Origin of the sequence: Paenirhodobacter huangdaonensis (assembly GCF_004022465.1) — a bacterium.
Taxonomy (GTDB): Bacteria; Pseudomonadota; Alphaproteobacteria; order Rhodobacterales; family Rhodobacteraceae; genus Rhodobacter; species Rhodobacter huangdaonensis.
In genome coordinates this window covers 1-16281 of sequence record NZ_SAVA01000011.1, presented here as the reverse complement: position 1 = coordinate 16281, position 16281 = coordinate 1, and the positions used below count along the sequence as shown (strand labels likewise).

Annotated in this window: 13 protein-coding genes; 6 read left to right on the top strand and 7 right to left on the bottom strand. The window is 64.8% G+C overall.

Annotation, left to right across the window (positions count from 1 at the left end):
* Positions 1-21: 21 nt before the first annotated feature.
* From araD1 to chvE, 4 genes are all read right to left on the bottom strand, one after another.
* Complete coding sequence (gene araD1, locus EOW66_RS16435; protein ID WP_128157378.1) at positions 22-990, bottom strand: AraD1 family protein; 969 nt, start codon at positions 988-990, stop codon at positions 22-24.
* 3 nt (positions 991-993) lie between these two features.
* On the bottom strand, positions 994-2226 hold the full coding sequence (gene mmsB / locus EOW66_RS16430) for a multiple monosaccharide ABC transporter permease (protein ID WP_128157377.1): 1233 nt from the start codon (positions 2224-2226) through the stop codon (positions 994-996).
* Between the two features lie 4 nt (positions 2227-2230).
* Entirely contained in the window at positions 2231-3745 is a 1515-nt protein-coding gene (mmsA, locus tag EOW66_RS16425) for a multiple monosaccharide ABC transporter ATP-binding protein (RefSeq protein WP_128157376.1), read from the bottom strand.
* A gap of 72 nt (positions 3746-3817) precedes the next feature.
* A complete protein-coding gene (gene chvE / locus EOW66_RS16420; RefSeq protein ID WP_128157375.1) occupies positions 3818-4882 on the bottom strand; it encodes a multiple monosaccharide ABC transporter substrate-binding protein in 1065 nt (354 codons plus the stop codon).
* 131 nt (positions 4883-5013) lie between these two features.
* Between chvE and EOW66_RS16415 the strand changes: the two genes are divergently transcribed.
* The 6 genes from EOW66_RS16415 to EOW66_RS16390 all read left to right on the top strand — a co-directional run bounded on the left by EOW66_RS16415 (position 5014) and on the right by EOW66_RS16390 (position 13245).
* Positions 5014-5943 carry a LysR family transcriptional regulator gene (locus EOW66_RS16415; protein ID WP_164881160.1) on the top strand — a complete coding sequence of 310 codons (930 nt, stop codon included), beginning with the start codon at positions 5014-5016 and terminating at the stop codon, positions 5941-5943.
* A gap of 508 nt (positions 5944-6451) precedes the next feature.
* On the top strand, positions 6452-6730 hold the full coding sequence (locus EOW66_RS16410; protein WP_128157373.1) for a hypothetical protein: 279 nt from the start codon (positions 6452-6454) through the stop codon (positions 6728-6730).
* Positions 6731-6789: 59 nt separating this feature from the next.
* Entirely contained in the window at positions 6790-9108 is a 2319-nt protein-coding gene (locus EOW66_RS16405) for a Hint domain-containing protein (RefSeq protein WP_128157372.1), read from the top strand.
* Between the two features lie 38 nt (positions 9109-9146).
* Positions 9147-9935 carry a hypothetical protein gene (locus EOW66_RS16400; RefSeq protein ID WP_338054887.1) on the top strand — a complete coding sequence of 263 codons (789 nt, stop codon included), beginning with the start codon at positions 9147-9149 and terminating at the stop codon, positions 9933-9935.
* Positions 9936-9977: 42 nt separating this feature from the next.
* Entirely contained in the window at positions 9978-11600 is a 1623-nt protein-coding gene (locus EOW66_RS16395; protein ID WP_128157371.1) for a class I SAM-dependent methyltransferase, read from the top strand.
* Complete coding sequence (locus EOW66_RS16390; RefSeq protein WP_128157370.1) at positions 11593-13245, top strand: glycosyltransferase family 4 protein; 1653 nt, start codon at positions 11593-11595, stop codon at positions 13243-13245. The genes EOW66_RS16395 and EOW66_RS16390 overlap by 8 nt, the downstream gene beginning before the upstream one ends.
* A 609-nt stretch (positions 13246-13854) precedes the next feature.
* On the opposite strand, the gene EOW66_RS16385 is transcribed toward EOW66_RS16390, so the two are convergent.
* From EOW66_RS16385 to EOW66_RS16375, 3 genes are all read right to left on the bottom strand, one after another.
* The gene (locus EOW66_RS16385) at positions 13855-14994 is read right to left on the bottom strand and encodes a rolling circle replication-associated protein (protein ID WP_128157369.1); all 1140 of its coding nucleotides are present in this window, start codon (positions 14992-14994) and stop codon (positions 13855-13857) included.
* Between the two features lie 347 nt (positions 14995-15341).
* Positions 15342-15755 carry an N-acetylmuramoyl-L-alanine amidase gene (locus tag EOW66_RS16380; protein WP_164881159.1) on the bottom strand — a complete coding sequence of 138 codons (414 nt, stop codon included), beginning with the start codon at positions 15753-15755 and terminating at the stop codon, positions 15342-15344.
* Between the two features lie 34 nt (positions 15756-15789).
* Positions 15790-16029 (bottom strand): hypothetical protein, encoded by a 240-nt coding sequence (locus tag EOW66_RS16375; RefSeq protein ID WP_128157367.1) that lies wholly within the window; start codon positions 16027-16029, stop codon positions 15790-15792.
* Positions 16030-16281 lie beyond the last annotated feature (252 nt).

Sequence of the window (16281 nt, the reverse complement as noted above, 5' to 3'; positions counted from 1 at the left end):
TCCGGATCTTGCGGGGTTGTCTTACAGGGAGTGAACGACGGCGGGGCCGGTGGCGGGCGCCACCGCGAGCGGGTTGCGCAGCGGCAGGCCGAACTGCGGCGAGGAGATCTCGAACACGTCGCCCGGCTGCGCCGTCAGCTGCGCGGCAAAGCTGAGCGTGGCGGTGCCGAACATGTGCACGTGCAGATCGCCCGGGCGCCGGAACGGGGCGTATTTGAAATGGTGGTGCTCGAGATTGGCGATCGTGTGCGACATGTTCTCCTCGCCCGACAGGAACGGCTGGTCGAAGATCACCGTATCGCCGCGCAGGATGCGCGAGCGGCCCTCGACATGCGCGGGCAGCGGGCCGAGCCGCAGCTCGGGGCCGAAGCTCGCCGGGCGGAGTTTCGAATGGGCGAGGAACAGATAGTTGATCCGTTCCGTCACATGGTCGGAGAACTCGTTGGCGAGGCTGAAGCCGAGGCGGTTCGGCACGCCGTCGGGGCCGATCACGTAGAAGCCGGCGATCTCCGGCTCCTCGCCGCCGTCGAGGGCGAAGGCGGGCGAGGTCAGCGGCTCGCCCGGGGCCACGGCCTCGGTCCCGGGGCCCTTGTAGAACCATTCGGGCTGCACCCCGACACCGCCCGCGGCGGGCTTGCCGCCCTCGAGCCCCATGCGGAACATCTTCATCGAGTCGGAGAGCTGCTCGGTGGTGCCGGCGTGCATCGCGTCGCGCGTCGCCGCCGAGCCGAGATGCGTCAGCCCGGTGCCGCACAGATACATCCGCGCGGGCTCGGGGTGGCGCACCGGCACGTCGATCGCCCCGGCGGCGAGCAGCGCCGGCAGGTCCACCGTCTCGCCGCCCGCGGGCAGCAGATCGGCCAGGCCCGCCCCGGCCGCGATCGCCGCCTGGGCAAGCGCGTAGGTCGAGTTCAGCCCGGGCAGCAGCCGCGCCTGCGCGCCCTCGCGGACGATCACGCCGCCGGTTTTCAACTGGCTCAGGAAGGTCATGGCTCAGCCCTGCTTTCTCTTGTTGTAGACGTCGAAGATCACCGCGGAGAGCAGCACCAGGCCCTTGATCATCTGCTGGTAGTTGATGCCGATGCCCATGATCGACATGCCGTTGTTCATCACCCCCATGATGAAGGCGCCAACGACCGCGCCGATCACCTTGCCGGTGCCGCCCGAGGCCGAGGCGCCGCCGATGAACACCGCCGCGATCACGTCAAGCTCGAGCCCGTAGCCGCCCTTCGGCGTCGCGGTGTTCAGCCGCGCGGCAAAGATCAGCCCGGCCAGCGCGGCAAGGAAGCCCATGTTGACGAAGGCGAGGAAGGTCAGCCGCTCGGTCTTGATCCCCGAGAGCTTGGCCGCCTTGGCGTTGCCGCCGAGCGCGTAGATCCGCCGGCCGATCACCGTGTTCTGGGTGACGAAGGCGTAGATCAGCGTCAGCACCGCCATCGAGATCAGCACATTGGGCAGGCCGCGGAAGGTGGCGAGCTTGTAGCACAGGAACAGCAGCGCGCCGATGACGATGAGGGTGCGCAGCCAGAACACGTTCGCGGGTTCGCTCACCGTGCCATAACGGGCCTCGCGCGCGCGCCCCTTCAGCCCGGTCCAGACGATCGCCACCGAGGCGATGACGCCGAGCGCCATGCACAGCAGGTTCAGGTTGCGCTCGCCGAACAGCGCGCCCGCGGCAGTGGTCAGGCCGGTCGGGAAGATGTCGGGGACGAAGCCCGTCGACAGCATCTGGAAGGACATCGGGAACGGCCCGACCGACTGCCCGTTCAGCAGCCACAGCGAGGCGCCGCGGAACACCAGCATCCCGGCCAGCGTGACGATGAAGGACGGGATCTTCCAATAGGCGACCCAATAGCCCTGCGCCGCGCCGATCACCATGCCGAGCACCAGCGCGATCACGATCGTGACCGGCACCGGCAGGTGGTATTCGACGATCAGCACCGCCGCGAGGGCGCCGATGAAGCCCATCACCGAGCCCACCGACAGGTCGATGTTGCCCGAGACGATGACGATCAGCATGCCGAGCGCCATGATGATGATGTAGCTGTTTTGCAAGAACAGGTTGGTGATGTTGACCGGGCGCATCAGCGTGCCCGCGGTCACGATCTGGAAGAACAGCATGATCGCGATCAGGGCGACCAGCAGGCCGTAATCGCGCATGTGCGATTTCAGATAGGCCTTCAGCGCGCCGCCGTTCGAGACGGTCCCGGTGGATTGCATCGTCATTTCCTCACTCCGTGACGATGAGCGACATGATGCGCTCCTGATTGGCCTCGGAGGCGATCAGCTCGCCGACGAAGGCCCCTTCGTTCATGACATAGATCCGGTCGCACATGCCGAGCAGCTCGGGCATCTCGGACGAGATCATCACCACCGCCTTGCCCTGCGTGGCCAGGTCGTTGATGATCGTGTAGATTTCATACTTGGCGCCGACGTCGATGCCGCGCGTCGGCTCGTCGAGGAGCAGCACCTTCGGGCCGGTGAACAGCCATTTCGCCAGCACCACCTTTTGCTGGTTGCCGCCCGACAGGTTGCCCACGGTCTGCATCACCGTCGGGGTGCGGGTCGCCATCGCCTTGCGGTAGCGCTCGGCCACGGCGGTTTCCTCGGCCTCGTTCAGCACCCCGGCCCGCGACACCTCGCCGAGGTTCGCGAGGGTGTTGTTGAAGCGGATGCTTTCCTCGAGCACCAGGCCAAGCTGCTTGCGGTCCTCGGTCACATAGGCGAGGCCGGCGTCGATCGCCTTCGAGACGGTGGACAGGTCCCGGGGCGCGCCGTCGATCTGCACCTCGCCCGAGATGTTGCGACCCCAGCTGCGCCCGAAGATCGACATCGCAAGCTCGGTGCGCCCCGAGCCCATCAGCCCGGCGATGCCGACGACCTCGCCCGCCCGCACGCTGAAGGAGATGTCGCGGATCACCCGCCGGTTCTGGTCCGGATGCCAGACGTTCCAGCCGCTGACCTGCATCGCCACCGCGCCGAGGGCCGGGTGCCGTTCGGGGTAGCGATGCGACATGTCGCGCCCCACCATGTCGCGCACGATGCGGTTCTCGGACAGGCCGGCCGCCGCGTCGAGGCGTGACACCGTGGTGCCGTCGCGGATCACCGTCACCGTGTCGGCGACATAGCGCACCTCGTTCAGCTTGTGGCTGATGATGATGCAGGTGACGCCCTGCGATTTCAGTTCCTTCATCAGGTCGAGCAGCTTGCGGCTGTCGTTTTCCTGAAGCGCCGCCGTCGGCTCGTCGAGGATCAGCAGCTTCACGTTCTTCGACAGCGCCTTGGCGATCTCGACGAGCTGCTGCTTGCCGACGCCGATGGTCTCGACGATGGTGCCGGGCGGGTCCTTCAGCCCGACCTTGGCAAGCAGCTCCTCGGTGCGGCGGAAGGTCTCGGCCCAGTCGATCACGCCGTTGCGGGCGCGTTCGTTGCCCAGGAAGATATTCTCGGCGATCGAGAGCTGCGGGATCAGCGCAAGCTCCTGATGGATGATGACGATGCCGCGCGATTCGCTGTCGTTCAGGGTGCGGAACTGCGCCAGAGCGCCGTCATAATGGATCTCGCCGTCATAGCTGCCGGCCGGGTAGACGCCGGAGAGCACCTTCATCAGCGTCGATTTTCCCGCGCCGTTCTCGCCGCAGATGGCGTGGATCTCGCCCGTCGCGACCGAGAGGTTCACCCGGTCGAGCGCCTTGACGCCGGGGAATTCCTTCGTGATGTCGCGCATTTCTAAGAGGGTGGTCATGGTCCTGCTCCTGCCGGGCCCGGAGGCCGGAGGTGGAGGCCGCCCGGGACGAAGCCGGGCGGCCGGGCCGTCTCATTTCAGCTGATCGGCGGTGTAGTAGCCGGACTCGACGAGGATCTTCTCGTAGTTGCTGGCGTCGATCTCGATCGGCTGCAGCAGGTAGGAGGGCACGACCTTGACGCCGTTGTTGTAGGTCGTGGTGTCGTTCACCTCGGGCTGTCCGCCCTTCATCATCGCGTCGACCATCGAGACGGTGACCCGGGCAAGTTCGCGGGTGTCCTTGAACACGCTGGAATACTGCTCGCCCGCCTTGATCGACTTGACCGACTGCACCTCGCAGTCCTGGCCGGTGACGATCGGCATCTTCAGGTCGCCCGAGCCGTAGCCGACGCCCTTGAGCGAGGACAAGATCCCGATCGACAGCCCGTCATAGGGCGAGAGCACGCCGTTCACATGCTTTTGCGTGTAGGTGGCGGACAGGATGTTGTCCATCCGCGCCTGTGCCACCGCGCCGTCCCAGCGGAGCGTGCCGACCTTGTCCATCCCGGTCTGGCCCGAGCCGATCACCACATCCCCGGCGTCGATCAGCGGCTGCAGGACCGACATCGCGCCGTTGTAGAAGAAATAGGCGTTGTTGTCGTCGGGCGAGCCGCCGAACAGCTCGACATTCCACGGGTGCACGTCGGGGAAGCGCGCCTTCAGCCCGTCGACGAGCGAGCTGGCCTGGATCACGCCGACCTTGAAATTGTCGAAGGTGGCGTAATAGTCGACGTTGCCGCTGTCGCGGATCAGCCGGTCATAGGCGATGACCTTGACCCCGGCCGCCGCGGCGTTGTCGAGCGCATTCGACAGCGTGGTGCCGTCGATCGCCGCGATCACCAGCACGTTGACGCCCTTGGTCACCATGTTCTCGATCTGGGCGAGCTGGTTCGGGATGTCGTCCTCGGCATATTGCAGGTCGGTGTCATAGCCCGCCGCCTGGAACTGCTTGACCATGTTGTTGCCGTCATCAATCCAGCGTGCCGAGGATTTCGTCGGCATCGAGATGCCGATCAGCCCCTTGCCTTCCGCCTGGACCTGCGAGGCCAGCGCCAACGCGCTGACGGCGAGCGCACCCGCCAGTTTGAGCAATTTCATCTTGTCCTCCCATGGCGGGGCCTCCTCGCCCCGCGTACCTCCCGCGCGGGAGGTATCTTGGGATACATCGGGAGTGACATGGCGTTCAAATATCAATACACGGAAAGTGTATTCCAATAATGGTATGCTGCATGGCGGAATTCTTACAGAACATGCGTCCAGCGCAAAGCCGTCTTGTGCTGGAGGTCGCCACCCACGGCCAGTTGCAGGTCGCGGCGGTGGCCTGCGGGATGACGCAGCCGGCCGCCTCGCGGATGCTGGCCGAGATCGAGGCGCAGCTCGGCTTGCGGCTGTTCCTGCGCACGCCGAAGGGGATGGAGCCGACGCCGGAAGGTGCGCTGATCGCCCACCATGCCCGCCGCATCGTGCACGACCATGCGCTGATGAGTGCCGAGTTCGACGAGATGGCGGCGGGGCGGGGCGGGGCGGTGCGGGTCGGCGCGGTGACCGGACCGGCGCTCGGTCAGCTGGTGCCGGCGATCCGCTGGCTGAAGGCGCGCGCGCCGCAGATCGACGTGAGCGTGGAGGTGGCGCCCTCGGGCGTGCTGGTGCAGGCGCTCGAGCGGGGCGATCTCGATTTCGCGCTGGCCCGGCTGCCGCCGCGGGTCGACGACAGGGCGTTCGAGCTCGAGCCCGCGCGCGACGAGATCGTGCGGCTGATGGTGCGCGACGGCCACCCGCATCTGGGCCGCGGGCCGGTCTCGGTGCGCGACCTGCACGGGCTGCCCTGGATCTTGCAAGACCATGGCACGCCGATCCGCCTTGCGATCGACAGCGCCTTTCACGACGAGGGGCTGGCCTCGCCGGCCAATGTCATCACCGCCTCGTCGCTGCTGGTGATCGTCGCGCTGCTGCGCGAGACGGATTCGGTGGCGCCGATGTCGCAGGAGGTGATGGACCTGATGCTCGACCCGCCGGTGTCCGCCGGGTTCCGCCGGCTCGAGCTGAACCGGCTGATGACGGTGGAGCCCTACATGATCTTGCGGGCGAAGGGACGGACGATGCCGCGCGCCGCCGGGATGCTGTTCGACCGGGTGCGGGCCTCGATCCGCCAGTTCTAGCGCGGCCGGCACCGCGGATGTCGCCGGCCCCGGAAGCGCGAGGAAATCGCGCAATTCTCCCGACGGCGCATGGACCGAACGGTTTCAGAAGTCTCGCCATGAACCCATGTGGTTAGAGGGGTCGGCACATGGGTGCCGATGGCGCGAGATCTGTGCGAGGCATTCCGCCAGAACTCCGAAACCATCGGGTTACAGGCGCTGAAACTCCCGCCGCAACGGCGGCTTCCCCGCTGGACAGCCCCACATCACGCCATTGGCGCAACAGCGCCTTCGCGGCCTGGTGTCACCGATGGGGGGCAATAGCGAAGTTGTTGAGAGGGGGAGCGTCTGCCACCGATTGAGGGAGCGCGGAGGCCGGTCCTGATTTTGGAGGCGCTGGCAACCCCAGCAGCAGCATTCGCGCCAGGGGAGGAGCAGCCCGTGAGGATGTGGGGGAGACCGCACCTCACCAGGGTTTGCATCCATCCCGGTCTGCAATGTGCGTCGAACGCCACAGGGAGCCTGTCAGATGGTCAATGGCACTGTCGGAAACGATACACTCACCGGCCCGGCCGATCGCGGGGCGATGCGCCGGTCTGGCGGCGGCGACCACATTTTCGGTATCGCCGGCCGCAACCTGACTTTCGGCGGCGCCGGGAATGACGGCCCCGCTGGCGCCGTGGGCAACGATCCTTTGTGCGACCGGGGCGGCAGCGATGCGCTCTTCGGTGCAGGCAGAGATCACCGTCTTTGCGGTGGCATCGAAGAAGACCTCACTTGGGAACCAGAACCGCAATGGCTGTGCTGACGGCGGCGCAGAGGTGATCTGGAACTTGTAATGTTCAGTCTAGGGATTGGGAGATCCGCATGGCGATCATTAATGGCGGCCCTGGGAACGATCCCCTCTACGGGACTTCCGGCAACGATACGATATTCGGCTATGGCGGCGACGACACGGTCAACGGCGGCCTCGGCGACGACGCGATCATCGGCGGGCTCGGCAACGACCGACTGTTTGGGGAGGGCGGCAACGATGCGATTTGGGGTGAAGCCGGCAACGACACGATCGTCGGCGGCGCCGGCGATGACAGGCTGTATGGGCAGGATGGCGACGATTCGATCTGGGGTGTAGTCGGCAACGATTCCATCCTCGGCGGCGCAGGCGATGACGGGCTGTTTGGGGCGGACGGCAACGATTCGATCTGGGGGGAAGCCGGCAATGATGTGCTCAACGGCGGCTCAGGCGATGACGACCTGTTCGGGCAGGACGGCAACGATTCGATCTGGGGTGAAGCCGGCAACGATTCGATCACCGGCGGCGCCGGGAGCGACACCATCGATGGTGGTGCCGGCGGTGATGCCATCGACGGTGGCGACAGCAGTGATTCCATCGAGGGCGGCGATGGCAATGACACGCTCTTTGGCAGTGCCGGCGACGACACGATCTGGGGCGACGGCAACGATGCCATCTTCGCCGGGGATGACATCATCGACGGCGGGCTCGGGAACGATGATCTGCGCGGCGGCGGCGGGAATGACTCCATTCTGGGCGGCGATGGCAACGACTCGATTGCCGGCAATGCCGGGGACGACACGATCTACGGCGGTCTCGGCCACGATCTGATCAGCGGCGGCGATGTAACGGAGCCGATCAGCGACGATCAGGTCTATGGCGGCGATGGCAATGACACGATCTGGGGCAATGCCGGCAATGACTTGCTCAATGGGGATGCGGGCGACGACTCGATTGCCGGCAATGCCGGCAATGACACGATCTTCGGCGGTGCCGGCAATGACCTGATCGACGGTGGCGATGTAACGAACCCGGCCGGCGACGATCTGGCCTATGGCGGCGATGGCGAGGACACGATCTGGGGCACCGCCGGGGATGATACGCTGCACGGCGATGCCGGCAATGACAGTGTCATCGGCGGCGATGGCAATGACAGTCTTACCGGCGGCACCGGCAATGACACGATCTGGGGCTCTGCCGGGAACGATGAGATCTATGGCGATGCGGGCGACGACTCGATTCTGGGCGATGCCGGCAATGACACGCTCTTTGGCGGCGCCGGCGACGATGCGATCGCAGGTGGCGATATCGGCGACCCGGCCGGCAACAATCTGGCCTATGGCGGCGATGGCAACGACACGATCTGGGGCTCTGTCGGGAATGATACGCTCAATGGCGATGCCGGCAACGACTCGATCATGGGCGGCGCCGGTGATGACAGGCTGACCGGCGGAACCGGCGACGACTTCTTCTACTGGGATGGCGCCAGCAACGACACGATCACCGACTTCACCGCCGGAGACGGCGGGAACTACACCGACGGCATCCAGTCGAACAACGACTTCGTCGATCTGAGCGGCATCTTCAACGATGCGACGCTCGCGGCCTACAACGCCGCGAACGGCACGAATTTCGTCCAGCCGATCATGGCGATGAACCACGATCTGGCCGATGGCGTCATCAGCTTCAACGGCACCGATATGAGCGGGCCGACGCTGACCATGACCGGCATCACCGGCGGGCTGACCTGGGATCAGACGAATGTCGTGTGCTTCGCCTCGGGCACGGGGATCATGACACCGGACGGCGAGGTGATGATCGAAGATCTTCATGCGGGCGATGTGGTCGTGACAGCCGACAACGGCGCTCAGGAAATCCGCTGGATCGGGTCGCGCCACATTGATGCCGGGCGCCTTGCTGCCGAGCCGAAACTTCGGCCGATCCGCATCCGCAAGGGCGCACTTGGCGGCGGGCTGCCTGAGAGGGATCTTCTGGTCTCGCCGCAGCACCGCGTGCTGATCCGCTCGAAAGTGGCGAAGCGCATGTTTGGCGAAAGCGAAGTCCTGGCGGCCGCCAAGCAATTGCTGACGATCGACGGGGTCGAGGTGGCGCATGATGTGACCGAGGTGAGCTATTGGCACTTCCTGTGCAGCCGGCACGAGGTGGTCTTTTCCAACGGCGCCATGACGGAGTCGCTTTACACCGGGGCGCAGGCGCTCAAGTCGTTCCCGCCTGAGGTCATCGAAGAGATCGTCTCGATTTTCCCGGAACTGGAGACCTGGGGGCAGGAAGAGTGCCCGGACGGCGCCCGCATGCTGTTGAAAGGGCGCGAGGCACGCACCCTTGCAGGGTGCATCGCGAAGAACAGCAAGCCGCTGCTTGAGACAGCATGACAGCAACCTGGGCGCCGGGACGCGACGAAGGTGGGGGAATGATGGAGATTGGGATCACCCTTCAGCGTCCCGACTTCAGCCCGAAGTCGGGGCCGGTGACGGTCGGCTGGTTCATGGATCACGATACCTCCTCAATCGTGATGTTTCCGCCCGAACGCGTGAGTTTCCGCGGCACGAATAAGACGCACGCCAAATCGGCGGCGCGGTGCCCCGGGGTCGTGCAGCTCGAAAGCCGCTACTTCCTGATCCGTTGCCCTTACGACATCCACATCGGTTTCACCCGCGGCGACAAGGGGCAGCCGCAGCTGGTGAACCGGGCCGGACCGCGCGGGACGCTCCGGGCTGGCAAGCTGGGCCAGGTCGTGCACCTGGTGCAGGAGAGCGAGTGGCGCTACCCGGACAAGCCGACGATCCAGTTGTCCCTGGGCTATTGCTTCGTCGCGGAGGAAATCTGCTACATCACGCAGCTCGATGCCTTTGCGCATTACCGCTCCGAACCGCTGCCCGGCACGATCTTCGGCGGGCGGTTTCCGATCCATGCCTGGCTGCGGCCGCTGATGTGGGCGTTCGAATGGCACGACACCGGCAAGGATCTGATCCTGAAGCGGGGCGATCCGCTGTTCTATTGCCAGTTCGAGGCCGATGGCCCGGACCGTCCGGTGCAGGTCGTGCCGGTGGAGCGCACCCCCGAGATCGAGCGCTGGATGGCGTCGATGGCGGGGGTGGCCTCCTCTGTCAACCAGACCTTCAGCCTGTTTCGGGCCGCCGAGGCGGCGCGCCCCAAGACGCTTCTGGTGCCGAAGGAGCGGGGGCAGGATGGCGCCTGACATGCAACGTTTCGCCGCGCCCGGCCGCGCGCCCGCTCCGGCATGAGCCGGTTCCCCACCATAGCGATCAGGACGACGCCGGCGGATCTGTCGGCCGCGATGGTATTCGGCGAGCGCAATTCCGGCACCAACCACGCGATGGAGCTGGTCCGGCGAAACTTTCCGGCGTTTGCCGACAGCCCGGGGGACCGGATCGGCCGGTTCGGCTTTCGCTACGGCTGGAAACACGCCTTCCCGCAGATGCTGGCCGCGCCGGTCACCACCCTGGCAATCGGGGTGTTCCGAGAGCCCGAGGCCTGGCTGCGCAGCATGCACCGGCGGCCGTGGCATGCGGACCCGCAGCTTCGCATCCTGCCCTTTCAGGCGTTCCTGCGCGCGCAATGGCTATCCCGGGCGGATGAGCCGAATTTCGGTCTCGGCGAGGATGACCCGGTCCTCGGGGCCGAGCTGCAATGGGACCGCCATCCGCTGACCGGCGAGAGGTTCGCCAATATCTGCGCCCTGCGCACCGCCAAAAATGCCGGGTTCCTGTCTTTGCCGCACCGGTTCGGCAATTGCATCCTGGTCAGGCATGAAGACGTGGCAGAGGACCCGGAGGGGTTCCTTCAGGCTATTTCCGAACGGTTCGGCGTGCCGAGAGGCCCGGATTTCGAGCCCGTCGCCGCGCGCCGCGGGCGCCAGAGCGAAGGGCTGTTCGCGGCGGGGGAATATGAGCCGTTGGACGCAGCGGATCGCGATTTCCTGTGGGGCCAGCTTGACCCGCAACAGGAAGCGACCTTGGGCTATCAGCGCAAGGACGCGGCACAGGGGACCGGCCCCTTGCAACGGCGCGACGGCCAGGGGGCAAGGCCCGCGAAGGCATCGGCGCAAGCCTCCGGTCTCACCCAGGCTGTGACATCGCAATTGCGATCACTGGCTGAGCGGGAGCCGTCGATCCGGTCTCTGACCCGGGCCTACAGGCTATTGGCGAAATGGCGCGCGCAGGTGATCGAGAACACCCTGGTCCAGCGGCAGGGCGCCGTGGTCGGGAGCGGTCCTTTCGCCGGAATGGACTACGGTATTGCCGCGACCGAAGGCGCACGCGTGCCACGCCTGCTGGGCTGTTACGAGGCCTCTTTGGCGCCGGTCATCGAGACCATCGTCGCGCGCGCCTATGACCTGGTGATCGATATCGGCTGTGCCGAAGGCTATTATGCCGTCGGTCTGGCGCGGAGGTTGCCGGCGGCGAAGGTGATCGCACGCGATGCCAGCCCGGCCGCGCGCGAGGCCTGTGCGGCGCTTGCTCGGCGCAACGGCGTGCTCGACCGCGTCGAGATCGGCGGCGAATGGGGGCATGAGCATTTCGACATCTGCCTGAAGGCCAGAAGCGTCGTGATTTGCGACATCGAGGGCGCCGAGGACGGCTTGCTGGACCCGTCCCGGGCGGTGGGTTTGCGTGACGCCGATATTCTTGTCGAGGTCCATGACTGCGATCGTCCCGGACTGTCCGATGCGATCGCCAGCCGATTTGCGTCCACCCATCGGGTGACGAAGCTTGCCCGGCGCATTGAAGCCGGTGTGCTGCCCGACTGGATGGAAGAGCTGAGCGACCTTGATCGCCTGACCGCACTTTGGGAGTGGCGCAAGGGACCAACTCCCTGGCTATGGATGGAACGCATTGAGTAAGGCCAGCCGAAACGCCGCCATTTGGTATGTTAGCGATAGCTATGATCCCGGCGCGAACGGGGTCAACGGGCGCCGCATGGCGGGCGAGTCATTCCTCAAGGGCTTCTTCCGCCATGCCGATGTGGATGAATTTGTATCCCTGACACGGGGGCACGGCGGCAGCAAAGACTTTGCCGAGGTCAAGGATCGGTACGCGCCCACGAAGCCTCACCGCGCCGTATTTCACGGCCAGACCCCCAGAATTGCACCGGTCGGGACCCTGTATTTTCCTGCTCCGAACTTTGCCGACCTTTGTTGGCAGCGCCAGGCGTTCGGGATGAATCGCTATTCGATCTGCGGGCTCACGCACACCACCGCGACGCAGCTGGTCATGCGCGGCTTTTTCGATCTCCGGGCCGGACCGCAGGCCGAGTGGGACGGCGTGATCTGCACCTCGCGCGCGGTCCGTGCCGCGACGGTTCGCAACATTGAAGTCGCCGAGGCTTTCTTGCGCAACCGCTTTGGCAACGTTCCGCCCCGCCCGCAACTGCCGGTCATTCCACTTGGCATCAACAGCGACGATTTCACTGCTGACGCACAGGCCAGGGCGACCCTGCGCGAAGAGATGAAATGGGGTGACGACGATATCGCGGTGGTCACGGTCGCGCGGCTGCTGCCTTACGGCAAGTTCGATCCCGGCCCCCTGTTCATCGCGCTGCAAAAGGCGCAGGAGCAGCTGGGGAAGGAAAAACGGCTGCATTTCATCGCCTGTGGCATCTTCGGCGACAGCCTCAGCGAGGCAATCTTCAACGATTGTGCGCAAAACCTGATGCCGTCGGTCTCCTTCCATCATCTTCCCGGCGACGACCCGCTCTGCCGCAAGCAGACGCTGTCGGCCGGGGATATCTTCGCCTTTCCGATCGACAATATTCAGGAGACCTTCGGTCTCTCGCCGATCGAGGCAATGGCCGCGGGATTGCCGGTGGTGGCGTCGGACTGGGATGGGATGCGCGACACCGTTTCGCCCGATGTCGGCATCAGGGTTCCGACCCGCAGTGTGGCAGCCGACGCCAGCCAGCGAGAGGCCGCAGGCTACCTGTCCGGCGAGTTTTCCTATGCGCAATATGGCAACCGGCTATCCATGCTGACCCGGATCGACCTGCGCCAGATGACCGCCGCCTTCGTTGCGCTGGCCCGCGACGCGCAGATGCGCCGGCGCATGGGCGCTGCCGGAATGCGCCGCGTCAGAAGCGAGTATGATTGGAGCGTGATCATCCCGAAGATCCAGGACTTCTGGGAAGAGCTGACGTCCATTCGCCTGATCTCGGGCAATCCCGAAGGCAGAGGCTCACACCATAATCCCGTCGGAACGGCGCCAATGGATATCTTCGGAAGCTATCCGACGGTGCTCGCAAACCGCTCGGATGACAGGGTGGTTGCCGTCGGCGATGCCGCGCGCCTGAAACTGATTTTTGAAGTGCGCGGCTATGACAGGTTGGGCTGGTCCGCCGAGAAAATCTCAACGCTGGAAGGCGTCCTGGCGGCGCTGACCGCACGTGGCGCAGCGGGCGGCACGATAGATGAACTGGCGACCGATCTCGGCTGGAACAGGCTCACGGTCGAGCGCTGCACACTGTTTCTGCAGAAATATGGATTGGCGGACTAAAGGCTGCAGGCACGACTGATCTGGGGCGGTCAGCCAGATCAGCCCAAGGGCATCGCGATTCGTATAAGCAAGAGAAGGTCAAGCGCGGTGCGAAAATCGCACATCTTATAGTAAACACAAGGGGGTGAGGTTGTCAACGCCTTTGGCGCAAATTCTGGCGTGAACATAAACCGAACAGGTTAACACGCACGATGACAACACATTATGAGGTGAAAACAACCTCCGGTTGAACTGCATCGTTTGCAGGGCCGATCCATCCGGGGGATGCAGTATCACCATTCCCTCCCGAGAGGGAGGGGGATCAACCCCCCTTGCGCTGCGCCCCCCAGTCATGGGGGGCTGCGCATAAGCGGCACCGGGGACACTCAGCAGCGCGCGCAGAGCGAACGGAGAGCAAGCACCGTGCTACCTGCCGAACCGTGCCCCGGGCCAAACAGGACGCTGGCGTTGCGCCAGCTCCAACCACGCCCCCGGCCCCTACAGCCCTTAATGAAAAGAGCGGGGCCGGGGGCTTATTTCTTACGATCACACCACGGGACAAAGGCCCGTGAACCACCCCCCTTGGATTTGGTATCCTTGGGACGCTCCTTGCAGACCGTCTTTCGCGGGTCATCCAGCATGTCCCGCACCTCCTCCCGTCGCCGGGAAGGTGAGACGGGCGAGCTTCGTGCCTCGCTCGCGGCAGTCGGAATTGATGCCGCTTCCGCGCTCAGCACGGCGCTCGGCAAGTGACGCTCGGCCCGGAGTCGAGCGATATTGCCAGACGCCGGCCTCGTCCTCGAAGCGTTCAATACCTCGCTCGGCAAGCGCCGCTTCGGTAAGGAATCCGAGGCACCAATCGCAGGCCACAGCGGCGCCGCATCGCCGGGCAAAATCACGCCGCGCGCTTTCGCCGGCCGCGAGAGAGCGCCGCCGCTCAATCTCGACTTCGAGGGGGTCTTCTTCGTCGGTTTGTGGGCCATTCAGGATCTCCAAATCTGCCTCGTTCTCACGACACGAGGCAAGCAAAGAGGGCCACTGCGGCGCGGGGGCGCCGGTGGCCCATACAACGCGCCTGTTCAGCGCGACGAGAGCCCAGAGCGTTTTCTCACGAAAGGAACCGCTCGGGACGTAATAGCCGTGAAAATCGGGTATCCTCAGCTCCACGGCAGGAAGCACCGCGCCCTTGGCGTCAAGCGCTTCCATCTTCGAATAGAGCCACGCCTCGCCAATGGCCGGGCGTTTGCTCATTCGAAACAGACCAGTGGCGAACCGCTCGGCTTTGGCCTCGCGCATGGTCCCTTCGGACTTTTCGCCGGTGAACTGGTCTTTAAGACAGTAACTCAGGACGTAGTTCATCCCGCCTTGGTCAGGCTCTTGCAGGGTCACGAAGCCGTAAGGCCACAGGGACCAGTTCAGGCGGCGCTTACGCTTGCCGACCGTCATCATATCGGCCCGCTTGGTCACGCGACCAAAGCGGCCCTCAAAAGTGCCAAGCTTCATCAGATCGAGGTTGCTATACACGATCATGTGCCAGTGGCAGCGCCCGTTCCGGTCGCCCTGCTCACCGGCACACAGGAACCGAATAACCGGCGCCTCGTTCAGCCTCTCAGCATCAGCATACCGACGAGCGGCAGCGCGCAGACGCGCGAAAAAGGCGCGCACGTCCGCATATGCGAACATCCGCGCGCCCTGCCGCCCGATTTCAGTTTCGTCCGAGTAGGTCAACGCGATCACGAGGCAATGCGCGTGCCCCGTTTTCTCGGCCATCGCCCGAGCCACCCAGCCATGCCGGCGAGTGGCAATACATTCGTCGCAGGTGCGACAGGCAAAGGTCTTTCCGTCTTTCTCAATAGGGCGGGTGCACATGTCCAGAGTTTCTTAAACTGCATACAGGAACAAGGGTAATGCGCCGCCCCACCCGCCTGAAACAGGCGGGTAGGGCGCGCGGTCGGCGCTAGATCACAGCGACGCCCACAACAAAAAGCACAACAAGGCCCAAGCACAGGCGCACGCGGCGAGAACCACGCCGACGATACGCCAGAAGCCTTGATATGCCCGGGACGACAACAGAAACGAAGCTGCGCCAAGCAAGCCAACGACACCATGGAAAAACATCACAACCAATCCCCCGATTGCACATGGAAGCCGGGGCACAGCTTCGGGGCATAGTCATTGTGCCCAGAAACCTTCTCGATGCCGTCGAGATCGCGCAGCTTGGCCTTGACGGCCAGCGCCTGCGCGGAGGTGAACCAGTCGCCGAACTGCGCAATATGGGTGATCTGCTGACTTTCAATCAGCAGAAACCCGAGCGTGCCGGTGTTATGCCCAAGGACATGTGCGCCGATCATCGTGAGAGGGCGCCCGGAATACCAGGTGCCATCGGGCATGAACAGCCCGTGATACCCGAAACCGTTCTTAAAACCCCGCTCGGTGTGCCACCGATTAACCGTAGCGAACACCTGAAACGGCGACATGTGCGAGAATTGCCCGGTCCTGATCGCCGCGCAATGCAAGACCACCTCGCGCACAGGGGCCCGAGCCTTTCCTTGCAAAATCATGTGATTACATCAGCTTTTTAAAGTGCCCGCCAGCCGTGACCTCATAGTCACAGAGCAGGCCAACGAAAGAGCCATGCTGCTCAATCTCGACGCGATAGGTCCTCGCGACGATCCGCGCCGCGATCTGCACGGCCTCTAGGAAGTCGGGCGGCAAGGCCTCGCCGTGGTCATGGCTGACCACGACGAAACCATCAGTGAAGGGCTCGCGACGCCACGACGCCGGCCAGCCGTGCTTGACCAGCATCTTGACAATGAGTGTCGCGAGGTATTCCAGCGCGCCCCGATCTCTCGGGACACGCCAGATCCGCTTCACATAGCGCCGGCTACTCACCAGCCTGCGCCGTCGCCTCCGGCGCCTCGATCACCTCGGGCTCGCGCTCGACCGGCGCTTTCGGCATACGCTCGACCTGCGCGAGGGCGCGCTCACGCGCCTCCACCCGCGCCGTCGCCGCCTGCATCCGCGCCATGGTGAGGCGCATCTCGCGCTCCATCCGGC